This window comes from Pseudomonas sp. NPDC087185 (assembly GCF_044744955.1).
Taxonomy (GTDB): domain Bacteria; phylum Pseudomonadota; class Gammaproteobacteria; order Pseudomonadales; family Pseudomonadaceae; genus Aquipseudomonas.
Genome location: NZ_JBIUZK010000002.1, coordinates 877773 through 900272, shown reverse-complemented (window position 1 = coordinate 900272; position 22500 = coordinate 877773). Strand labels below are relative to the sequence as shown.

Genomic DNA, 22500 nt, shown 5'->3' with positions numbered 1-22500 from the left:
GCATCCTCTCATAAAACCGCCCGAGGGGCGGTTTTTACACTTAAAGCTTGTTTACTGGCACGCGTGTCAGGCCACCCAGCTATCAACCCCTCGCTGCCGATCGGAAGCTTCGCCAGGTCTGTGAGGATACGAACACGCCGGTCAGCATCCTTCGCTCGCACCTTACTTGACTTGATTTCGCCTGCCTGGAAGTGCTGTCGGCGATGCTCCTCGCACGCTGGTAGGCGTTCTGCAGGTCTTTCTCAGCCACAATGATGGAGCAAATCACGAAGAAGCCAGAGCTCCCAGCCTTGGATGTGTCTAGGTCAGAATTACCCGACTCGTCGACATAGGCATATGTTCTGTCCAATCAGGTACCTTCCTCATCAATAGGTAGCTGTGCTGCTACCAGGAGCGGGCCCTTCGCTGAATGTGTAGTTGATGACTACATCATCGCGGATCAGAACATCCAGGGTCTTTTGCGTACCGGTGGTGGTGACCTTCATCGTCACTACGTAGCTTTGCGCATGAGCAGAGCCAGACGTATACGTATAAATCCACTTCTCGTCTGTTTCGCTCACAGCACTCTTCGTGTAGGGCTCACCGAAAAGAGCTTTCAGCTCCGTCGTCGTGGTCTTTCCTTTAGTGATACTCGCTACACCCGCCGACGAGAAGTCGCGTCCAGCGGTGTAGTGGGACGTGGCGCATGCGCCCAGCCAGAAGCACATCCCGACGACAGCAATGAACTTGTTCATAGTCTTCCTTGAATGATCTGAAGCTCGAGCTTATCTCGCGGCAAGGCTAAATGCCATCATTCAACACTTTCCCGCTTGCCAGTGAGCTTTTCTTTGGGGCAAGGGGAGTCACTTCCAGGATCTCCCCGAGATTAGCTGGTTCATGAGACCGGCTACGACCTCTGGGACTAATCCATCCAGGCGCAACTCATCCATGTCGTAAAACCAGTGAGTCCAGTCGCGCACAGGTTGGATCAATGCGGGGAAGCAGCTCTGCTGAAGTAGACTGCAGGCTCAACCGTTTAACTATCAGACGCAACCCTGGCGCCTCATGTCCCAACTCAAGCAGCAGGGCAAAGCTGAGTAGTTGCGAGCGCCAGAATCTTCAGTGAGCCGCGCTGCCCACCTGAAGCTGATACCTCGCCTGAGTCAGCTCTATCTCCGCCTTCTGCAGCTCCGCTTTGACGCCAGTCCACATTAAAACCAAGGTGGCGATCTTTTCGCGAGAGGCCGTCAATTCCTCGCCCATCACCGCCAACTCGCTCTCAAGCAACAGGCACTGCTGCTCGAGCAGCTCCTCGCGCGAGAAAAAAGCAAAGCGATCATCAGGGGTTTGGTCTGGCTTGTTCATAACGCTTATCACCGCGAGTAGTACAAATGTTCTCCTCACGAGCTTAGCGAGATATACTGGATGCATCAACAGTGTTTCGACGGAACGGTAGCTCCTCCTGACCGCGGGGCCAGGCCAGCCCACAGGCTTCGAGGCTGCGCGGAAATCCGAGGGGGGATTTCACCGGAGACACGCTCAAGCGGAGAGATCGCATATGACACTGAAATCGTCTTTCGCCCTCGTTCTACAGGCGCTACGCAGTCAGCGAAAAATCACGCACACCGCTGTTGGTGAGTGCGGCAGTTCTCGGCCTCATTGCCGGGCTAATCATTACTCGCACGCACCGCAGGCGCCGCTGATGCGAGCCGCTGAGCATCGCGCAGGAACTTTACCTGCCGGTGCCGGCCCCTAAACGAACAGTTGATCAAGGCGCTGCCAGGTTGAGTGGAGCTTTTTGCGACGCGCCCTCCGGTGATGCTTCAGGTCGCCTGGAGGGCGCGGGTCACGCCAGCTGGATATAAACCGAATAGGTGCCCAGCAAGACCCAGAAGCCGAGAAAAATCCAGGGTGTGCGCAGGGAAAACAGTAGCGATTTGCGATGCCCCGCCTGAGAGGTTTCCGCTTCGCAGAACAACGGCGATTCGTCATACGCCAATCCCATCATCGGCTCACTGCGCAGCAAGTGACTTTGCTTGAGCTGCCAGTGCTCGATGATCCGAAAGGCAGCGCGAATCCCTGGCCAGGCGTTCAGCGAACTCAGCACGCCGAGCAGTGCGAGAAACGCCGGCACCATCAACGTGAACATCTCGCCCCAGCCCTGGTTCAGATTGCTCATCGACGACACGAATGCGATGACCAAAAACGACTGAGCCGCGAGGTACGCATCGGTTCGGTTGGCCAGGATGGTGGTCTCGTACTGTATTTCGCGTCGATAGAAATCCAGACGCTCTTTCGGGGTACCGAACATCCTCGCATTCTGCTGATCGATCTCATGTTCGGGCGTAGTGGGGGTAATGATTCGAGGCACTTGGACGCTCCAGATAATGGTCCAGCCTTCCACGCAAAGCGTGAGACGGGTCAGCGGTAGAGCTATTCAACCCTTGAGAATTCAATGGAAATCGAAGGCGTGACCGCCCGTCGTGCCAAACCTGAACTCAGCTCAACATTGAGCTTTCGCACCGCTCGAAGGGTAGTGACCGTTCTCCACTGCAGGAGTGTGCACCATGAGCGACTACCCTACTCCCCCATTCCCATCTCAACCGCAACGCGTTCCCGGTTCACAACGTAAGATGGAGCCCTATCCGGACTGTGGTGAAAAGACCTATACAGGCAACAATCGGCTCGAAGGGAAAATCGCCTTGATCACTGGCGCCGACAGCGGCATCGGGCGTGCAGTCGCAATCGCCTACGCTCGCGAGGGCGCGGATGTCGCCATTTCCTACCTGGATGAGCACGAAGATGCGCAGGAAACCGCCCGTTGGGTTGAGGCTGCGGGACGCCAGTGCTTACTGCTACCGGGCGACCTGGCGCAGAAACAGCATTGCTACGAAATCGTCGACAAGACCGTCGCGCAGTTCGGCCGCATCGATATTCTGGTCAACAACGCCGCGTTCCAGATGGCTCATGAGGGCTTGGACGAGATCGACGATGATGAATGGGTGAAGACCTTCGATATCAACATCACCGCCATTTTTCGGATTTGCCAGCGCGCGTTGCCCTCGATGCCCAAAGGCGGTTCGATCATCAACACCAGCTCGGTCAACTCCGATGACCCATCACCCAGCCTGTTGGCGTATGCCGCTACCAAGGGGGCCATTGCCAATTTCACTGCAGGCCTGGCCCAATCACTTGGCAAGAAAGGCATTCGGGTCAACAGCGTGGCGCCGGGCCCGATCTGGACTCCGCTGATTCCTGCCACCATGCCTGATGAAGCGGTCAGGAACTTCGGTTCGAGCTACCCCATGGGACGGCCTGGGCAACCCGTGGAAGTGGCGCCGATCTACGTGTTGTTGGGCTCTGATGAAGCCAGCTACATCTCGGGTTCACGCTACGGGGTCACTGGCGGCAAACCCATCCTCTGATGACGATACGGCCTCAGCCGCAGCGGCACGACTGAAGGCGTGATGCGCGCAGGCCCATTGTGAGTCCGTGAAAAGCGCGCTAGCTGAAAACGCTGCGGCATTGTGTGCCACGCTATTGACGCTCAAGGGCCAGAGCGCTGGAACAGACCGGCCCTACGCCGATCATCATTATCGTTGAACCCTGCCGGTGTCGGCCACTCAACTCCTAGGAAGCCAGTATTTATCCCCCGTGACGAGGTGCCTCCATGAATGCCATCGATCTGCTGATCCAGGACCATAAAGTGGTCAAGAAACTGCTGGAAGAACTCTCATCGACCACTGAACGCGCCGTAAAAAAACGCGCTGAACTGCTGCACCGTATTGAGCAGGAACTGCAAGTCCACACCGCGCTGGAAGAGGACATTCTGTATCCAGCGATCAAGCAGGCCGGTGGTAAAGAGGAGGCCAAGATGTATTACGAGGCCAAAGAAGAACACCGGACAGTTGACGCACTGGTACTCCCTGACCTGCTTCATACTGAAACCGGCACGCTCGAATTCGCCGGTCGAGTGAAGGTGATGAAAGAGCTGCTTGAGCATCACATCGAGGAAGAGGAAGGCGAGCTCTTCCCAACTGCGAAGAAGCTCCTCGGTAAAGACCAATTGGAGGCGCTAGGTCAGGCCATGGAGACGCAGAAAAAACTGCTGAAGGGTGAGCAGCGTGCCGCTTGAATCCAAGGCGCTTTGCCGGATCAGCGATCTGGTAATGGCGTCCTGAATTAGCGCTTCTCGATCGCGCATCCTGCAGGGGGATCGGGGGTATGTAGGGGCGTGGTTTCTAGTTAAGCGAACTAAAACCACCGCCCATAGCCCTGCCCAAATGTTCTTCGGGGATCTTGATAGTCCCTGAAATCATGTTCAACGCCGGGCCAATGGGGGAATTGAAAGTCTCGCGTCTTTTAGTGGAGAACGAACATTCGGTGTCGGGGCTGGACCAGGTAGGCTACTCTAGGTGCCCGAAATAGAGAGGCCCCCATGCCAGAACTGAAAACCTTTGGGCTTTTTGTACTCACTGCCCTGGCGGAAATTCTCGGCTGCTACCTTCCCTACCTGTGGCTGAGGGAGGGTAAGTCCATCCTGCTGTTGATACCTGCCGCTATCAGCCTGGCGTTGTTTGCGTGGCTGCTGACCCTTCATCCGGCTGCTGCTGGTCGAGTTTATGCGGCGTATGGCGGTGTCTATATCTTCGTGGCCATTCTCTGGCTGTGGCAGGTTGATGGAATAAAACCAACGATGTGGGACCTGGTAGGGACATTCGTCGCGCTATGCGGGATGGCGATCATCATGTTCGCGCCTCGCACCTGAACGCCCGTTGGCCTTATAAGCGACAACCCGCAACTCGACCGGCCCATGCCACGGGCCTCTTCCCCAACCAGGCAGCAGCGTCCCAGCCACCACTCAGCGCTCTGCTCCCTGCTGGATCAGCCACTCCTTGACCACTGAAAAGGCGCACGACTGATGCGCCTTGCGCAGCCACACCAGGTAGAACGCCTTTTCAAGCTGTAGCGATGGGGCAAATACCTGTACAAGGCGCCCTGCAGCAATATCGTCCTTGACGAACGCAGCGTTCGCCAGCGCGACCCCTTGGCCGCTAGCGGCCGCCTCGATAGCCAGCGAAGTCTGGTTGAAGCGCAAATTCTTGGCGCTGGCCTGCCCGTGGCCGGGGAACACGGCAGCGGTGAACGCGGGCCAAAAATTATGCGCGTCGTGAAGGATGATCAGCCTCTGCAGTGCAGCGAAACTGTCCGGCACCCCCTTGTCGGCAAGCAAGCCTGGGCTGGCCACTGCAACAATGCGCTGCTCCATCAGCAGTTCTGCGTTCAAGCCTGGGCCAAACGGTGGCTGACCATAACGCACGGCGATGTCGACACCTTCGTTGTGAAAGTGTGACAGCCGATCTGTCGCCAGCACCCGCAGGTCGATGTCCGGATGCGCATCGGCGAACGCCCCCAGCTTGGGTATCAACCATTTTGCCGCAAAGGTCGGAGTGACACTCACCGTCAGGTGAGAGGGTGCCGGTTTTAGCAAGCGGGTGGCTTCTTCAAGCATCACAAAGGCGCTGCGCACACTCGCACTGTAGGCATGGCCCGCATCGGTCAAGCCCAGGCCGCGGGGCAGCCGTTCGAACAGGCGGATGCCCAGGCTGGCCTCCAACCCACGAATCTGCTGCGCAACCGCGGCTTGAGTCACGCCCAGCTCTTCGGCAGCCAGGCGGAAGTTCAGATGACGCGCAACGACCTCAAGTACGCGAAGTGCATTGAGCGACGGCAATGATGAAAAACCTTCTGGCATGGCAATGGCGTTTCTATCGACGATGGAAATGTGACGTCGCTTCCTAACCTGAATGGCACCTCCAGCGCGTGCCGGTTTGAAAGAACACTTCGGCGAGGCTAGCCATCGAAGCCGCAAAAAGGAACCCTTGCCAACAGATAAGTCGATGGCCGCCCTGCGTGGTACCTACCTCATGCTCGGGATGATGTAGGGTGTTGGCTGGCATCTTGCAGTCCCCAGTCAACCAACAACAAGAGTCGGGTAGCGTGAAATTCCATCAAATCAAAGCGCTGGTAGCGGTCGATCAATGTGGCAGCATCAATGAGGCGTCGCAGCGGCTGCATGTCACTCAACCGGCGCTGAGCCGCTCGATCAAGGAACTAGAGCGTGAACTGGGGCTGACCTTGATGCAGCGCACCTACAAGGGCATGTCCCTTACCGAAGAGGGCCGGCGCATCCTTCGCCACGCGCAGATGGCGGTCGAGAGCATGCGCCGGCTACAGATCGAGGCCGACAACATCCATGACACCGCCGTCGGTGAAGTGGCCGTCGGCGTGACGTCCCTGACCGCAGTGCTGCCCGGGTTCGGGCCGTGCATCAGTGACTTCCAGGCGAAAAACCCGCGCGTTCGGCTCAAGCTTACCGAGCAGCGCCCCAGCCACATCGTCCAACGGCTGCGCGACGGCTCCCTGGACTTTGCCCTCACGTCACAACAAAACACGCAACGGCTGAACCTGGATTGGGAGGCCGTGCACCGTATCCAGGGCAATGTGTTCTGCAACCCCGCCAACCCGCTGCGTCATTCACGCTCACTGCGCCAGCTGCAATATGCCAACTGGATCAGCCTGGACGCGGCCGCCGATCGCTCCTCGCAGTTCTACCAGATGTTCGAGGTGAATGATGTCAACCCACCGCAGAACGTCATCGAATGCTCGTCCTTGCTATTGGCACTGGGCTTGGTGGAGAACGCGAACGCGTTCATGACCCTCAGTGATTTCGCTGCGGCCAATACCCTCACAACGGGGCAGGCAGCGAAACTGACCAGGGTCGACGTCGAGGAAATCATCCCCGAATACCCTATCTACCTGGTCTGTGTCGATCGACACGCACTGACCTCACCGGCCAAAGAGCTGTTTCACAGCCTGAGGACCAAGCTTTCGCGTTAGGCTCTGTACGAAACGCGTCCGCACCCTAGAAGTGATAGTACATGCCAATGGCCACGTTCTGCGGATCGTCGCCGACCTGTTCGAGCGGGATGCCGGCATAGGTGATGGCTGACTCGGGGCGGTTGGCGATCAGCGCCAAGCGACCATAGATCGCCCACTGAGGCAGCAGGAAGTGGTCATAGCCGATCATCATCCCGTAGGCATCCTTGTCGCCGAACTCAATGTCACGCTTGACCAGCGCCAGGCGTGCGACATCGGCCTTGCCTACCGGCGCACTGAAGCCCAAGGTCCACGCCTGCAGGCTGGGCGTGGCGTGGTTATCCACGTCCTGGCGCTGCCAGGTCAGGCTACCGGCCACCGGCCCGAAATCACGGAACACCGAAGCGCTCGTGAAATAATTGTGGGTTTGGCGATTGTCTTCACCCCAGGGGTCGCTCAGGTAATCATTGAATGACCCCAGCACGATCCACCGCGCGTTGCTGTACTGCACGCTCACGCCCTTGCCGCGCAGGGTCTTGCCTGAGCTGGCGGTGTCGTTCAAGCCCAGGCTCACCGCGCTGCCCACACTGAAACCCGCAAATTTAGGGGTGGTGTAGGCCAAGGTATGCTTGGGCCGCATGTCGAGGTAATACGCACCGTTGCCCGCAGGCGGGCTGGTCAGGTAGGTGTAGGGCGAACCGTAGGTGGCCAGGAAGGGGTCGGCGTAGGTGGGTGTTCCCATGCCGTAGGTCTTGCCGAACTCCAGCTTGCCGTAATCGCGCGAGCGCAGTGCGACCAGTGCCAGGCGCAGCCCGCCAATCTGCTTCCAGTGCTGTGCAAATGCCTGGCCGTTGACATTGAAGCCCTCCTCCACGTCCATTTCCAGCACCGTGTCCGGGCCGAGCGCCTTGCGCATATACAGCCCCAATTTGTTGGTCCAGGCACCGCCACCGGCGATCTTGTAGCCTGAGTAATGGCCGGACTCCTGGTAGTTCACGAAGGCATCGACGGTGCCATATACCTTGAGCGTGTCGTCGTAACCCTTGTCCACGTTGTAGTAACCGAAGCCCGATGCCACCCGCCCTATCGAAGGGAACCCATCAGCCTCACTTGCCAGTGGCAGCCCGAGCCCAACGAGCATGGCGGCCAGTGATCCAGTACGCGTAGCGAACGCCCCCATTGCAGACTCTCCGTGGAAGTGGGTACGGGTTCGCAGCCTCCACGAAAATAAAAACGCTCGGAAATCGCCAATTTGATAAGGCTATGCCTTTTTGCTAATTGGCCACTCGGCAAACGGCAGAATCCCGCTTCAGCGGCGCCGAAATGAGCTGCAGCTAACGCTATTGGCGGATTTATAGGCCCATTACACGCACCGGCCGGCTAAGGAATCTGTGCAAGGGATGCGCAGAACGGCCATCTGCGCACCCGTTTGGTGCGCGCCCTACCCCTTGCCCCCGACCTTGTTAACCCTGGGTAATGTGCTTGCAAAAAGCGCAAGTGATTCAGCGCCCGGGTTACCCGATAGTTCGTCCACAACACGAATGACTCGGAGAGAGCCCATGACGACCCTGCATCCGGATACCCGATTGGCGAACGGCACACTACCTGTCGAGAAACCTGCCGTCGGCTCCAGGCGCGCCACCGTGGCGTGTGCACTAGGCAATGCCCTCGAGATGTACGATTTCACCATCTACAGTTTTTTTGCCGTGATCATCGCGAAACATTTTTTCCCGGCACAATCGCCGGTCGCCTCGTTGCTGATGTCGCTGACCGCATTCGGCGTGGGCTTTCTGATGCGCCCGGTGGGGGCCATGGTTATCGGCCGCCTGGCCGACCGCAAGGGCCGCAAGGCGGCCCTGACCCTGACCATCCTGCTCATGACCCTGGGTACCGCGCTGATCGCCTTCGCGCCCACCTACCAGCAAGCAGGCGTCTTTGGCACGGTGATGCTAGTGGTCGGGCGCCTCACCCAAGGGTTTTCCGCTGGGGGTGAGATCGGCACGGCGTCGGTATTACTGATGGAGTCCACCACCTCCCGCCATCGTTGCGCGAGCGTCAGCTGGCAGGCCGCCAGCCAAGGCTATGCCGCGTTGGTAGGGGCTGGCATCGGCCTGCTGCTGAGCAGCGTGATGAGCACCCCGGACCTCGAGGGCTGGGGCTGGCGCATCCCGTTCCTTATCGGCCTGCTGATCGGCCCGGTCGGGCTGTACATCCGCCGCTGCATGCCTGAAACGCTCGAACAGGAAGGGCCCAGCACGCCGCGCCCTGCCCTCGCCAAGCCTGATTGGCGCAGCATGATCGACCTGCGCAACACCGTATTGGCTACCGGGTTGATGGCGAGCGCAACCATCGGCATGTACCTGTTCATTTTCTACATGCCCTCGTACCTGATCACCACGCTGCACTACCCGCAACGCAGCGCGATGGCGATTGCCTGTGTCGCAGCCGCGTGCCTGGCGATCATCAGCCCGATTGCCGGGCGCTACGCCGACCGCCATCGCCTGCGCAAAAAACTGCTGGTGTGGACCGTAGCCCTCCCGGTCATCAGCGCATGGCCGGCGTTCTGGCTGTTGTCGCACACCACCGACCTGTACGCCGCCATGCTGATCGTGGCGCTGCTGGTGCTGCCTGGGTGCGTCGGCTCGGGGGCATTCTTCGCCCTGATCATGGAGGGGTTCGCCAAGCCACAGCGCGCATTGGGCACGTCGGTCAGCTACAGCTTCGGGGTGACCCTGTTTGGTGGCTTCTCGCCGCTGATTGCCACCTGGCTCACGTCGGCCCTCGACGACCCATTGGCACCCGCCTTCTACCTGCTGGGCGGTGGGGCGATCAGCCTTGTCTGCCTGAAACTGTTCCCGGAAACCATCGGAAGGGCCTGAACCATGGATACTCGAAAAACCCGCAATGCCTTGAGCGACACCGAACTGCTGGCCTTCACGGCCCTGCGTCGGCAGATTCATGCGGCGCCGGAACTTGGCGGCGACACCCCGCACACCGCTGAACTGGTCGCGGCCTCGTTGCAACAGTGGGGTTACCAAGTGCATCGCGGAATCGGCGGGCATGGGCTGGTCGGCGTGCTGCAGAAGGGCCAAGGCACGCGCCGCATCGGCCTGCGTGCCGACATGGACGCACTGCCCATGCAAGAGAAAAACGCCTTTGCCCATGCCAGCCAGATTCCCGGGCGCATGCATGCTTGCGGCCACGATGGCCATACGGCGATCTTGCTCGCGGCGGCCTGTCGCTTGGCGAAGTGCGCGTTCAACGGCACGCTGAACCTGATCTTTCAACCTGACGAAGAAGGACTGTGCGGCGCCAAGGCAATGATCGACGACGGCCTGTTCCAGCGCTTCCCGTGTGATGCGATTTTTGCCTTGCACAACATGCCGGGCTCGCCCGTCGGCACCGCCGTGGTACAAGCCGGGCCAACCATGGCCTCCTCGGAACGGGTGCAACTGCACATCACTGGCAAAGGCGGCCACGGCGCCATGCCCGAACTGGCCGTGGACCCGCTGCCGGTGGTGGCAAGCCTGATCAACGCGATCCAGACAATCAAGTCGCGCAACCTCGGCCCGGAGGAATACGCCGTGGTCAGTATCGGCATGCTGCAGGCCGGGAGCGTATACAACATCATCCCGGATGAGGCCAACATGCTCATCAGCGTGCGTACCGACACTGCGCAGACCCAACAGAAGATCAACCAACGCCTGGCAGCGATCGTCAGTGGCCATGAGCAGGCGTTCGGTGTCAGCATCGCATTGACCTTCACCCAGCTGGCCCCTGCGTTGATCAACCACACGGCCGAGACAGAGCAGGTTCGGCACAGCCTGACGCCGTTGTTCGCGCCTGGGCACCTGCACAGCCGCGGGCCAAAGGTGATGGGCACGGAAGATTTCGCCTGGATGCTGACTGAGGTACCGGGGTGCTATTTCATGCTGGGCAATGGCGAGGGCGAGTTTCATGGGTGTTCGGTGCACAACCCACACTACGACTTCAACGATGAGCTGATCCGCCTGGGTGCAGACTGTTGGTACACGCTGGTGAGCGACTTTCTGGTTTGAACTGCGCGCGGGGCCAGGACCCGCAGCTCGGCGGGGCATTGAAGCGCAACCTGTCCCCCTTTATCCTGCGACAAACCCACGCATCAGCAGGATCATCCATGCTTTACGTTGTCATGCTCGGCGGGCGTCACCCGCGCGCCAGCATCGAGGTCCACGATGTTGTGTTCGCCCAGGCCGATGGGCTGGAGCAAACTTATCCGCAATTGCGCAACGCCTGGTTCGGTAGCCCTAAGGGCTTGCACATCGACTCCTGGCTGGAAGTGCATGGGGTGGATGGCTATCGTGTCGAGCTCACCCATGCCGCGCCGCAACCTGGGGCCCTGCGCCTGTTCTTCCTGAACCTGGGGGGGTACGAGCGGCAGGTATTCGGCGAAGCACACCGCTACCTGCTGGTGGCTGCCACCGACAAAGCCGCCGCCAAGCAGCTGGGCAAGCAGCGAATGGCGTCGGGATGGTTGAAGCCGCATACCGACGCGGTGCTCGATGTCGACGATTGTCTACCGATTGACCTTGTGGCTGGGCGCTATGTGCACCTGATCGAAGGTGTCCATCAGGGCGTTGTGCAACGCAGCGATTACATCCTTATCTGAGTGCAGGGGCAGCAGGCAGTGTGGGCCACTGCTCAATACGCGCTTAATGATCGGTCGGCCCCACGACCGATCGGGCACTGAAGTGAACGGCGATCGACCCGCTATGGCCTAATGTCAGTTGAAACTTTCAGGAGACCATTATGCTGGGTGCCTTTGAACGACAGCTCGACCCCTTCCCGCCCGACGAGGCGCCACCACCCCCGATGGGCCTGTTACGGTTCCTGTGGGCCTGCACCCGGGGCGCCCGCGGCTACATTCTGGCGCTTGCGCTGCTCAGTGCCGGCGTGTCGATCTATGAAGCCTGGTTGTTTTCCTTCCTGGGGCAGGTGGTAGACCTGCTCTCGACCTGGCAGGCGGGCGGCGCTGCCGCTGGGCAGGAAAGCCGAGTGCTATGGGGTATCGGCATCGTCCTGCTGACCAGCATCGGGCTGGTGGCGCTGCGCACGATGGTGCAGCACCAAGTGTTGGCGATCAACTTGCCGCTGCGGCTGCGCTGGGACTTCCACCGCCTGATGCTGCGGCAAAGCCTTTCGTTCTTTTCCGACGAGTTCTCCGGCCGGGTCACCACCAAGGTCATGCAGACGGCACTGGCGGTGCGCGAGGTGCTTTTCACCGTGATCGAAATCGCACCCGGCATCGGCGTGTACTTCATTGCGATCATCGCCCTGGCGGGCGGTTTCGACCTGAAGCTGATGCTGCCTTTCATTGCCTGGGTCGCCTTGTTCGGCCTGGCCATGCTGTACTTCGTGCCGCGCCTGGGCAAGGTCGGGCAGGAACAGGCCCATGCGCGCTCGTCGATGACCGGTCGTGTTTCCGACGCTTACACCAACATCACCACCGTGAAGCTGTTCTCGCATTCCAAACGTGAAGCGCACTTTGCGCGCGCGGCCATGGAGGACTTCAAACAGACCGGCTTTCGCCAGATGCGCCTGGTCAGCCAGTTCGAGATCGTCAACCAGGCATTGGTGGTCGGTTTGATTCTCGGCGCAGGCGGCTATGCCCTGTGGCTGTGGCACCAGGGCGAAGTCGGCACCGGCGCGGTGGCGGCGATCACTGCGATGGCCTTGCGCATCAATGGCATGTCGCACTGGATCATGTGGCAGATGACATCGTTGTTCGAGAATATCGGCACCCTGCAGGACGGCATGGAAACCCTGACCCGTGGCCCCAAGGTGCAGGATTCGCCAAACGCGGGTGTGCTGCAAACCCACGGCGGCGCAGTGACTTTCGACCATGTCAGCTTCAACTACAACGGTGAGCGCCAGGTGCTCGATGGCCTGACCCTGAACATCCGCCCTGGCGAGAAGGTCGGCCTGGTGGGCCGCTCCGGTGCCGGCAAATCCACGCTGATCAACCTGCTGCTGCGCTTCTACGACGTCGACAGCGGCGAAATTCGCATCGACGGGCAGAACATCGCCAAGGTCACCCAGGACAGCCTGCGCAGCGCCATCGGCATGGTTACCCAGGATACGTCTCTGCTGCACCGCTCGATCCGCGACAACATCGCCTACGGCCGCCCCGATGCCACCGAGGCGCAGATCCACCGCGCCGCAGCCAATGCCCAGGCCGACGGCTTCATCAACCAATTGAGCGACCGCCAAGGCCACAGCGGCTATGACACCCTGGTCGGTGAGCGTGGCATCAAGCTTTCCGGTGGCCAACGGCAACGCATCGCCATCGCCCGGGTGATGCTCAAGAACGCCCCGATCCTGCTGCTGGACGAGGCCACCAGCGCGCTGGACTCGGAAGTCGAAGTCGCCATCCAGGAAAGCCTCAATGAAATGATGCACGGCAAGACCGTCATCGCCATCGCCCACCGGCTGTCGACGATCGCGGCCATGGACCGGCTGATCGTCATGGATGAGGGGCGCATCATCGAGCAAGGCACACACGGCGAACTGCTGGCCCGCAATGGCACCTACGCGCGGCTCTGGCAGCACCAGAGCGGGGGTTTCCTGGGTGAAGATCAGGGGGTGGCCGAGGCCATGGAGTGACTGCCTCGCCATGGGCCGAGCGCCCTTGGGCAGCGCGCGGCGCGATCCGCCAGCGCTGCAGCCACAACCCCATCATGAGTGCTTCTCAACCCTTGGGAGCCTTGGCCGGCCCCTGCGGATCGACTTGGGGGTCATCCAGGTCGGGAGAATCCGGGTCGAAGCCCAGATCATCTTCGCTGCTCGCATGCTCGGACGAGTGTGGCCCCTTGCCGCGGGCGGTTTTCTGCGCGGTGGAATCATGCGAGGTGCCGGCTGAACCGTCCGGCCGATGAGCGTCATTGTCGCGCTCTTCCTCACCCTGAGTGCCCGGTTGGGCGGTTTTCGAGGGCACCGTGTTATCTGTCTTCATGATTGCTCCCAGCCTTCTAAGTGGTCAGCCGATTTCGGCCGCTCTATCAGAGGAAGCCTGGGCACCGTGGAAGTTCACACCCACTGCCGGGGTGTGGATAGATGGCGAGGTAATAGCGGCCGCCCCACCTCTGGCGTGAGCCGCCGTGCGGCCATGAACACGCTGCGGTTTTCGATTAAACTACGCTGCGCCCACGCCATCTCGGCACCGCGCCCACGCAAAGACCTGCGCAGTACGCCGATGATCAAACCTGCCGCCACGTTCACCCATGGATCCTTGGACCATCACGTCCGGGTGATGGCGTTCACCAGTGGGCTGAGCTTGCTCGCCCTTTTTCTCACCGACATCCTGACGCTCAGCTATGTCGCGATGCTGCATGACGAAACGCTGGTCGCTGCAGTCGGCATCGCCAAGACACTGGCCTTCTTCAACTCAAGCCTGGTCGCGGGCGTCATCGTCGCGGCTGGCACCCTGATTTCACGCCGGGTGGGCCAGGGTTCGCGCGCGGCACTGCCTGCCTTGACCACGCACATGCTGGTGCTCGCTGCGCTACTTTCAGCCAGCGTGTCCGCACTGCAGTGGTACTGCCTGGACTTCTTTGCCAGCCTGCTGGGTGCCCATGCACCCTCCTCCCCGCTGGCCAGGCAATTCATTGCCATGACGCTGGTCGCGTCGGTACTGATGGTACTTACCCAGGCAGCCGCGCAGGCACTGAGGGCGCATGGCTACAGTGGGCGCGCCATGACAGTGGTGCTCAGCAGCGCAGCCTGCCTGGCAATCGTCGACCCGGTCTTGATCTTCGGCTTCGACCTCAAGCTATTCGGCGCCGGCGTGTCGTGCCTGGTGGCGGGCATGCTCGGCTGTGGGGTGGGCCTTTACCAGGTCAAGCGCCAGGTCGGCCTTATGGCGCGCGTGCGCCTACGGCTGTTGTGGCTGTACGGGGCTCGCATGGCGCGCATCGCCTTGCCGTTTACCGTCGCCAACCTGGCAATGCCGGTTGCCTTGACCTATACGATGGCGCAACTGGCGCTGTTCGGGGTGTCGGTGATGGCTGGCATGGCGGTGATGGACAGGGTGCTGCAGCTCACCTATTGCGTCTACTTCGCCTTGCCTGGCGCGCTGGTGCCGATTCTTGCGCAAAACCTGGGGGCGCACCGTAGCGGCCGTTCCCGGGCAGCGCTGTACAGCGCCGCCCGGTTGGTGGTGCTGTATGGCCTGGCCGCCTGGGCCATACTGGCCATCGCCAGCCCGTGGCTAGCCCATGCCTTCGGCTTGTCCGGCCCTGGGCAAGCGTTGATCCACGACCTGTGCCGCTTCGGCCCGGGGCTGTGGATCATCCTGGGCCTGGATTTCATCGCCATCTCGGTATTCATCTGCCGTGGGCATGTTGGCTGGGTCGCCTTCTACGCCTGGCTCCGCGCAACCCTCGGTACGCTGCCCTTCGTTGCTGCCGGGGCTGCGCTGCAGGGGGCCAGCGGTGTCATGCTCGGCCTGTGGCTCGGCAACGCGCTGGTCGCCCTGGCCTCGATCGTCACGGCCTTATGGATCAACCGCCACGGCACACGAACCCTGGAAGTTTTGCCATAATCCCCCCTGCCCGGTTCAGCAGAACCGGCACGCCACTCACCACAGCTTGAAGTTGGTTTATGTCAGGTCAGGATCACGATAGCGAAGCGTCCAGCACGCCTACCACCAAGCGCCGCCGTGCGCCCAAGGGCGAGATGCGCCGCGCGGCCCTGCTGGATGCGGCCACTGCGGTGTTCGCCAAGGATGGGTATGCGGCGGCGTCGATGCGCGATGTCGCCGAGATTGCCGGGATCACCACGGTCGGGCTGCTGCATCACTTCCCCAACAAGGTGTCGCTGTTGCAGGCATTGCTTGATCGGCGCGATCGCCGGGTCACCGAGAAATTCGCCGCGCTGGAGATGGCAGCGACGCTGGATAACTTCCTGGCATTCGTGCGCATGAGCATGAATTTCAGCGTGCACAACCTGCTCGAGTGCCAGGCGTCGATGATGATCAGCGTCGAAAGCCTCTCCGATCAGCACCCGGCCTGGCCCTGGTACAAAGAGAAGTTCGCGCTGACCCATGCACACGCGCAGACGCACCTGGCAGCGTTGGCCGAGCAGGGCGAGATTCGTGCGGACATTGATGTGAAGCTGTTGGCCACCGAGATCTTCGCCGTGATGGACGGCCTGCAAATCCAGTGGCTGCGGGCTCCGGACCAGGTCGACGTCGAAGCGGTGTTCGACGCCTACCTGTCACGCCTGGCCTCTTGCATCAGGGCCTGAAGCGCCGGTCAGTAAGCTTGGTTGGCGCTGACCTGCACGGCAGTTTGCAGCGGAGCCGGTAGCGGGTTGCTGTCGCGGGTGGTCAGGTGTTGCGGCATCAGGGTGACCAGGGTGCGTTGCAACGTCAGGTTTTCCGAATCCGGGCCGACCCAGACCTTGAACTTGCCGGCATCGACGTCCCAGCTGTCAGTGTTTTGCACGAAGTACGCCAGCGAACGCGAATCGATCGGCAGGCTCACGGTCTTGCTCTGGCCAGGTTCCAGGTACACCTTGGTGAAGCCCTTGAGCTCTTTTTTCGGGCGATCGACTTGCGGGGCGATCGGCTGGATGTACAGCTGCGCGACCTCGAAGCCGGCCTTGTCACCGGTGTTGGTCAAGGTGAACGTGACGTCGACAGTGTTGCCGGGGGTCATCACATTGGTCGAGAGCTTGAGGTCCGAGTAGCCGAACGTGGTGTACGACAAGCCAAAGCCGAACGGGTACAGCGGCTTGGCGTGTTGCTTGTCATAGCCACGGTAGCCCATGTACAGGCCTTCGCTGTAGTTGATCTCGGTCAGCGCGTTGTCACCCCGGTAGGCCGCTGGGTCGGGATAGGAGGCGTAGCTTGGGTTGTCCTCGATCTTCTTGTCGATGGTCACCGGCAGTTTGCCCGACGGGTTTACCTTGCCATAAAGGATCTCGGCCAGCGCCTGGCCACCCTGCTGGCCCGGGAACCAGGCGTGCAGTGCAGCGCCAACCTTCTTGGCCCACGGCTGCATGTCTGCCACGCCGCCGCCATGGGTGACGACGATGGTGTTCGGGTTGGCCTTGGTGACGAAGCTGATCAGCTCCGCCTGCTGGTCGGGCAGCGCGTAACCGTGGTCTGAACCCTCGCCTTCGTTCTCATAGTTGGTGCCTGCGGCGATCACCACGGCATCGTAGCTGGCGATATCCTTGGGCGGGCGCAGCGAGGCCCAGCTCATCTGCACGCCTGCCAGGCCGCCCAGTGCCGGGGTGAAGTTACCTTGTACGCGGCGGTACTCGAGCTTGATGGTGTAGGACTTGCCTGCGACCAGCGCAGTGCTCTTGCCCGACGTGGTCAATGCGTTGACGACGTCCGACGAGTACGGCACGCCGTCGCTCTCCACCACCAGCTTGCCATCGACCCAAAGCTTGTAGGGGCCGTCGGCCCGCACCTTGAACACATGAGCACCGGAAACGGTTGGCTTGATGGTCGCGGTGAAGCGCGCCGAGAACGCGCCGGCAGTCGGGCTGAAGCCGGACACGGCGGTAGTACCGGTGTTGGTCTCGTTGGTACTGGTGGTCCAGTTCAGGTTCACGCCGGGCTCCACCCGGGTCAGTACCGGGTCGCCGCTGAGGTTGGCGTTGCTGAAGTATTCCGCCTTCACCCCAGCGTTACTGACACTGCTCTTGTCCGAGGAGGGCTGGTACCAGACCGCTGCCTTCGGGTCCAGGCTCAATGCCGACAGGTAGGTGACGTTGGTGCTGTTGGAGGCCAGTTGCTGCAGGCCGCTGAGCTCGGTCACGTAGCTATTGGGGGGCGAGTTGGCCGTGCCGAATGGCGAGGCAGGTGCCTGGTTCGCCCAGTCACCGATCACCGCGACCTTGGCCGTGCGCGCCAGCGGCAGCAACGGCTTGCCGGCGGCGGTGTCAGCGTTGCGCAGCAATACGATACCTTCACGCGCAGCGTTCAGCGACGCCCGCTGGCCGTACTCGGTGTGTTCCAGCGTCTGGGCGGTGTTGAGGTTTTCCTGGAAGTCGTAGCTGACCACGGCCCGCAGGTTGCGCTTGACCTTGTCGTCGATGACGTTCTGGGTCAGCTGGCCGCTCCACAGGTAAGGCAGCAGGTTGGCCTCGGTGAACTGCAAGCCCGACGGCATGTCCAGGTCGGTACCGGCCCACGCACCCTTGAACGGGTCGTGAATGGCGTTGAAGTCACTGATCACCGTGCCTTGGTAGCCCCACTCACCTTTGAGCACCTCGGTGATCAAATGGTGGTTTTCGCAGGCGTAGTCGCCGTTGACCTTGTTGAAGCCGCACATGATCGAGGCCACATTGGCGTTCTTGACCATCGACTCGAAGCCCGGCAAGTACAGCTCACGCAGGGTACGCTCATCGGCCACCACGTTGACTGCCTGGCGGTTGGCCTCCTGCTCGTTGGCCAGGTAGTGCTTGCCGCTGGCCTGGATACCCTGGGCCTGGATGCCGTTGACGATGGCCGGCGCCAGCACCGCACCGAGGAACGGGTCTTCGCCACTGACGTACTCGGCCGAGCGCCCGTTGTAGGGTGTGCGGTACAGGTTCACCCCAGGCGAAAGCATCTGCTGGGCGCCGGAGATGCGCGTCTCATAGGCAATGGCCAGGCCGAACTCTTTGGCCCGGTTGATGCTCCAGGTTGCCGCCAGTGCAGACTGCGACGGGTATTGCGCGCCAAACGTTGCGTTGTTGACATGCACGCCCATGGACGAATCGTAGGCCAACGTGCCCTTGATGCCCCATTTGGGCAGCGACGGGATCATGTGACCGTCGTCGACCCGGGTGAAGTTGATCTTCTCGGCTTGGTTCATGTTGTCGAGGATGGAGCTGACACGGGCTTCCACCTCATTGCCCGTGGCTGGCGCGGCAGCGAGTACACCGGACGCCTGCATGACGCCTAGCGCCATCAGGCTCAGGGCCTGTTTGAAATGTTTCACGATTGGGAACCTTATGAACGGAATGGGAGCTGGGTTGCGATCGGCCTTACGGCTGGCTGACCAGCGCCGGCGCATCGTCGGTGTCTACCGGGGCATCGAGGAACGCATTGACCTCTGTGTTGCCCTGGGCAACGCTGCTGACGCCGGAAAGTTGTTCACGTTGGCTATCCAGCTGTTCGCGCGCCTGGTAAGCGGTTGAGCCTGTCGAAGTGTTGGTTGTATCTGCAGATGCAAACAACGGCGAGGCGAGCAGTGCCGAGCACGCGAGCGACAGCAATAGTCTATTCATCGAATAGTTCTCGAGAGGGGGTTCAGGAATGGGCAACCGCTAATAAGCGGTACGCCGGCGCGTAAGTCTGGGCACTTCACTAAAAAGTTCAAGCACCCGAGAAAAGAGTTGGCGCAGCGCATCGAATTAACTTGGAAAATCGTGAAAAACAAGCGTGAAACACAATATCCACTCGCACATAAATAACAGAACAACAGTGACTTCACGCAACTTTAAGCATATATTTATTGTTCATGCATAATATTTATTGCGTTTTTTCAATTTTTACAGCAATTTTTAACCAATCACTAAACCTAGTTGCAATTAGGTTTAGCGAGCTGATAAGCTATCAATGCCCCTGCGAATAGCCACTTGCCCAGCTTGAAACACACCCGCTTTTACTGTGTTGCACCGGATAAAATTCCGAAGTATTCTCCCGGCCACCTCCAGCCTCGACACCTAGTAAAGTGCCGCTATATAGCCAGCACTTAAACTAAGCCATCATTATGAAATCAATTATCCCAACTGCTGACGCTATATGTGAGTGGCTGCTCGATGCTGGCGCATTGCAACCTGCCGATATGCAGCGTGCTGCACGGCTGGAATCCGCGCAGGGAATTGGCGAATATGACAAGTTGCGCACCTTGCTGCGCCTGGGTGCCGTAAAAGAGCAGCAAATGGCCACCGCCTATGCCGAGTTACTGAACGCACCACGGCTGGCCGGGCAAAGCGTCGAAACCCCACCGGTAGCCACTGAGCGCTTCGCGCGCCACCATGGTGTGGTTACCTTGGGCGAAAGCAGCAGCCACCTGCGGGTCGCCGCTGCGGTGCCGCTTTCGGCCTATGCCCTGAACGCCCTCGGCTATCAGGCCGCAAAACCGATTGAACTGGTGGTGGGCACCGGCGAAGAGGTCATCGCGCTGATCGAACAGGCTTATGGCGAGGGCCGTTCGGCGATGGGTGCACTGATCCAGACCCTTGACGACGACAGCATCGACGAAGGCGATATCGAGCAGCTCAAGGACATGGCCTCCGAAGCCCCGGTGATCCGCCTGGTCAACCTGATGCTGCAGCACGCCGTCGACCGCCGCGCTTCGGACATTCACGTAGAACCGTTCGAAACACAGCTGAAAGTGCGCTACAGGGTTGACGGCGTGCTGGTCGAAGGCGAAGCGCCACCCGCCGGCTATGCCGCTGCAGTCATCTCGCGGCTGAAGATCATGGCCCGGCTGGACATCGCCGAACGCCGTTTGCCGCAGGATGGGCGGATCATGCTGCGCATCCAGGGCCGCGAGCTGGACTTGCGGGTTTCGACGGTACCGACCAGTTTCGGCGAGTCGGTGGTGATGCGCCTGCTGGACCGGCAAACCGTCAGCTTCGATTTCGAAAGCCTGGGCATTCATGGGCCGACCCTGCGCCGCGTCGAGCAACTGCTGGCACGCCCGCACGGTATCTTCCTGGTCACCGGGCCGACCGGCTCTGGCAAAACCACCACCCTTTACACCGCGCTGTCTGGCCTGAATACGGCCGAGCGCAAGATCATCACCGTCGAAGACCCGGTCGAGTACCAGCTCACCGGCATCAACCAGATCCAGGTCAAGCCCGCCATCGGCCTGGGCTTTGCCACCGCGTTGCGGTCGATCGTGCGCCAGGACCCGGACGTGATCATGATCGGTGAAATGCGCGACCTGGAAACTTGTCGCATCGCCATCCAGTCATCGCTGACTGGGCACCTGGTGCTGTCGACGCTGCACACCAACAGTGCTGCAGCCAGCATCACCCGCCTGCTGGACATGGGGGTCGAAGGCTACCTGCTCGCCTCCACCCTGCAAGGTATTCTCGCCCAGCGCCTGGTGCGCCGGCTCGACCCGGCCACGCGTATCGCGTTCGAAGCCCCTGCCGAGCTGATCGAGCGCCATCAGCTGGCACGCTACACGCAGCAGCGGCCAATCCTGCTGTATCGCCCCGACGAGCAGGCCGCAGGCGGTGGCTACCATGGCCGCAGTGCGATCACCGAATTGCTGGTCATGGATGAAGACCTGCGCGGCATGCTCATGCGCCAGACGGACGCCGCCACCCTCGAAGCCCATGCTCGCCAGAACGGCCTGGTCACGCTTTACCAGGATGGGCTGCGCCAGGCCTTGGCCGGCGTCACCTCGCTCGAAGAAGTGCTGCGCGTCACAGGGGGTGATTGACGTGCCCGTTTTTTCCTACACCGCACTCGACAGCGAGGGCCGCAAGCAGCACGGCGAGATGGACGCCAACGACCGCGACAGCGCCGTGCGCCAATTGCAGCGCCGCGGCCTGCTGCTCGTGCACCTGAAGCAGGGCAGCCGGTGGCTGCCCCTGGGCAAGGCGCGCAGTGTATTCCGGCCGGTAGAGCTGATCACCCTCACCCAACAGCTCACCACCTTGATCAGCGCTGGCCAGCCCTTGGACAAGGCGCTGGGCACCGTGCTCAAGAACGTCCGCAGGCCAGCCGCCCGGGCAGTGCTGGAGCGGGTACGCGACCAGGTCAAGGCTGGGCTGCCGTTGTCGCAGGCCCTTGAGGAACACCCTGGCAACTTCTCGCCGTTCTATACCAGCCTGGTGCGCGCCGGCGAGGCCGGCGGCGTGCTCGACGTCACTCTGGCGCAGCTCAGTGGCTACCTGGAGCAGAGCCATAAACTGCGCGGCGAAGTGATCAACGCGCTCATTTACCCCGCATTTCTGGTGATCGGGGTGGTCGGTTCGCTCGCGCTGCTGTTGGCCTATGTGGTGCCGCAGTTCGTGCCGATCTTCCAGGACCTGGGCGTGCCCATCCCCCTCGTCACCCGCGCAGTGCTGGCCATGGGCGAGTTCGTCAATGCTTGGGGGCTGGCCAGCCTGTTGGCGTTGCTCGCTGCCGCATGGCTTGGCCTGGCCGCGCGCCGCAACCCGCAAAGGCGTACCGCGCAGGACCGACGCCTGTGGTGCAACCGCCTGTTTGGCCCGCTGCTGCAGCGCCTGGAAACCGCACGCCTGGCGCGCACCCTCGGCACCCTCCTGAGCAACAGCGTCAGCCTGCTCGGCGCGCTGGCAATCGGCCGCGAGGTCAGTGCCAACCATGCCCTGCGCGGACACATCGCCCTTACCACCGAACAGGTCAGGCAAGGCAGCAGCCTCACCAGGGCGCTGACGGCGGACGCACTGCTGCCCGAACTGGCCCTGCAGATGATCGAAGTCGGCGAACAGTCCGGCACCCTCGGCGCCATGCTGCTGAAAGTCGCCGATGTCTACGACCTCGAAGCCAAACGCACCATCGACCGCCTGCTCGCGGCGCTGGTGCCGACCCTGACCATCGTCATGGCGGTGATGGTGGCGGCAATCATGCTCGCCATCATGCTGCCGCTAATGAGCCTCACCAGCAATATCTAGGAA

Annotated in this window: 20 protein-coding genes and 1 pseudogene; 12 read left to right on the top strand and 9 right to left on the bottom strand. The window is 61.1% G+C overall.

The genetic code is table 11. The features are described 5' to 3' along the window. Positions 1-82: 82 nt before the first annotated feature. The 4 genes from ACIPIJ_RS09670 to ACIPIJ_RS09655 form a co-directional block, all read right to left on the bottom strand. The gene (locus ACIPIJ_RS09670) at positions 83-349 is read right to left on the bottom strand and encodes a DUF3800 domain-containing protein (protein WP_401075411.1); all 267 of its coding nucleotides are present in this window, start codon (positions 347-349) and stop codon (positions 83-85) included. A 16-nt stretch (positions 350-365) separates the two neighbouring features. Next, a complete protein-coding gene (locus ACIPIJ_RS09665; RefSeq protein WP_256818925.1) occupies positions 366-734 on the bottom strand; it encodes a hypothetical protein in 369 nt (122 codons plus the stop codon). A gap of 364 nt (positions 735-1098) precedes the next feature. Next, the gene (locus tag ACIPIJ_RS09660; RefSeq protein ID WP_401075408.1) at positions 1099-1344 is read right to left on the bottom strand and encodes a hypothetical protein; all 246 of its coding nucleotides are present in this window, start codon (positions 1342-1344) and stop codon (positions 1099-1101) included. Between the two features lie 481 nt (positions 1345-1825). After that, positions 1826-2350 (bottom strand): hypothetical protein, encoded by a 525-nt coding sequence (locus tag ACIPIJ_RS09655; RefSeq protein ID WP_401075405.1) that lies wholly within the window; start codon positions 2348-2350, stop codon positions 1826-1828. Positions 2351-2546: 196 nt separating this feature from the next. On the opposite strand from ACIPIJ_RS09655, the gene ACIPIJ_RS09650 reads away from it, so the two are divergent. The 3 genes from ACIPIJ_RS09650 to ACIPIJ_RS09640 all read left to right on the top strand — a co-directional run bounded on the left by ACIPIJ_RS09650 (position 2547) and on the right by ACIPIJ_RS09640 (position 4747). Beyond that, the gene (locus ACIPIJ_RS09650; protein WP_401075402.1) at positions 2547-3404 is read left to right on the top strand and encodes a glucose 1-dehydrogenase; all 858 of its coding nucleotides are present in this window, start codon (positions 2547-2549) and stop codon (positions 3402-3404) included. Between the two features lie 245 nt (positions 3405-3649). Beyond that, on the top strand, positions 3650-4114 hold the full coding sequence (locus ACIPIJ_RS09645) for a hemerythrin domain-containing protein (protein WP_401075399.1): 465 nt from the start codon (positions 3650-3652) through the stop codon (positions 4112-4114). Positions 4115-4417: 303 nt separating this feature from the next. Beyond that, a complete protein-coding gene (locus ACIPIJ_RS09640) occupies positions 4418-4747 on the top strand; it encodes a YnfA family protein (RefSeq protein WP_401075396.1) in 330 nt (109 codons plus the stop codon). Between the two features lie 93 nt (positions 4748-4840). On the opposite strand, the gene ACIPIJ_RS09635 is transcribed toward ACIPIJ_RS09640, so the two are convergent. Further along, positions 4841-5734, bottom strand: coding sequence for a LysR substrate-binding domain-containing protein (locus ACIPIJ_RS09635; RefSeq protein WP_401075394.1), 894 nt, complete (start codon positions 5732-5734; stop codon positions 4841-4843). Between the two features lie 245 nt (positions 5735-5979). On the opposite strand from ACIPIJ_RS09635, the gene ACIPIJ_RS09630 reads away from it, so the two are divergent. Further along, a complete protein-coding gene (locus ACIPIJ_RS09630) occupies positions 5980-6879 on the top strand; it encodes a LysR family transcriptional regulator (protein ID WP_401075391.1) in 900 nt (299 codons plus the stop codon). Between the two features lie 25 nt (positions 6880-6904). Here ACIPIJ_RS09630 and ACIPIJ_RS09625 read toward each other — a convergent pair whose 3' ends face one another. Next, positions 6905-7999: a porin gene (locus ACIPIJ_RS09625; protein WP_401075389.1), complete on the bottom strand. Its 1095-nt coding sequence runs from the start codon at positions 7997-7999 to the stop codon at positions 6905-6907. A gap of 418 nt (positions 8000-8417) precedes the next feature. On the opposite strand from ACIPIJ_RS09625, the gene ACIPIJ_RS09620 reads away from it, so the two are divergent. The 4 genes from ACIPIJ_RS09620 (at position 8418) to ACIPIJ_RS09605 (ending at position 13500) form a co-directional block, all read left to right on the top strand. Beyond that, entirely contained in the window at positions 8418-9737 is a 1320-nt protein-coding gene (locus tag ACIPIJ_RS09620; RefSeq protein ID WP_401075386.1) for an MFS transporter, read from the top strand. Between the two features lie 3 nt (positions 9738-9740). Further along, positions 9741-10916, top strand: coding sequence for a M20 aminoacylase family protein (locus ACIPIJ_RS09615; protein ID WP_401075383.1), 1176 nt, complete (start codon positions 9741-9743; stop codon positions 10914-10916). Between the two features lie 98 nt (positions 10917-11014). Continuing rightward, on the top strand, positions 11015-11506 hold the full coding sequence (locus tag ACIPIJ_RS09610) for a DUF1543 domain-containing protein (RefSeq protein ID WP_401075381.1): 492 nt from the start codon (positions 11015-11017) through the stop codon (positions 11504-11506). A 140-nt stretch (positions 11507-11646) separates the two neighbouring features. After that, positions 11647-13500, top strand: a complete 1854-nt coding sequence (locus ACIPIJ_RS09605) for an ABC transporter ATP-binding protein (protein WP_401075378.1) — start codon at positions 11647-11649, stop codon at positions 13498-13500. Positions 13501-13585: 85 nt separating this feature from the next. On the opposite strand, the pseudogene ACIPIJ_RS09600 reads toward ACIPIJ_RS09605, so the two are convergent. After that, a pseudogene (locus tag ACIPIJ_RS09600) lies at positions 13586-13708 on the bottom strand (DUF6021 family protein); the annotation flags it as partial. 381 nt (positions 13709-14089) lie between these two features. Between ACIPIJ_RS09600 and ACIPIJ_RS09595 the strand changes: the two are divergent. Further along, positions 14090-15436 carry an MATE family efflux transporter gene (locus ACIPIJ_RS09595; RefSeq protein WP_401075376.1) on the top strand — a complete coding sequence of 449 codons (1347 nt, stop codon included), beginning with the start codon at positions 14090-14092 and terminating at the stop codon, positions 15434-15436. A 59-nt stretch (positions 15437-15495) separates the two neighbouring features. Further along, positions 15496-16140 (top strand): TetR/AcrR family transcriptional regulator, encoded by a 645-nt coding sequence (locus ACIPIJ_RS09590; RefSeq protein WP_401075373.1) that lies wholly within the window; start codon positions 15496-15498, stop codon positions 16138-16140. Positions 16141-16148: 8 nt separating this feature from the next. Here ACIPIJ_RS09590 and ACIPIJ_RS09585 read toward each other — a convergent pair whose 3' ends face one another. Further along, the gene (locus tag ACIPIJ_RS09585; RefSeq protein ID WP_401075767.1) at positions 16149-18803 is read right to left on the bottom strand and encodes a glycoside hydrolase family 3 C-terminal domain-containing protein; all 2655 of its coding nucleotides are present in this window, start codon (positions 18801-18803) and stop codon (positions 16149-16151) included. 76 nt (positions 18804-18879) lie between these two features. Next, on the bottom strand, positions 18880-19122 hold the full coding sequence (locus ACIPIJ_RS09580) for a hypothetical protein (protein WP_401075370.1): 243 nt from the start codon (positions 19120-19122) through the stop codon (positions 18880-18882). A 485-nt stretch (positions 19123-19607) separates the two neighbouring features. On the opposite strand from ACIPIJ_RS09580, the gene gspE reads away from it, so the two are divergent. Together gspE and ACIPIJ_RS09570 are read left to right on the top strand one after the other, a co-directional pair. Continuing rightward, on the top strand, positions 19608-21296 hold the full coding sequence (gene gspE / locus ACIPIJ_RS09575; protein WP_401075368.1) for a type II secretion system ATPase GspE: 1689 nt from the start codon (positions 19608-19610) through the stop codon (positions 21294-21296). A 1-nt stretch (position 21297) separates the two neighbouring features. After that, on the top strand, positions 21298-22497 hold the full coding sequence (locus ACIPIJ_RS09570) for a type II secretion system F family protein (protein WP_401075365.1): 1200 nt from the start codon (positions 21298-21300) through the stop codon (positions 22495-22497). The last annotated feature ends 3 nt before the right edge of the window (positions 22498-22500 follow it).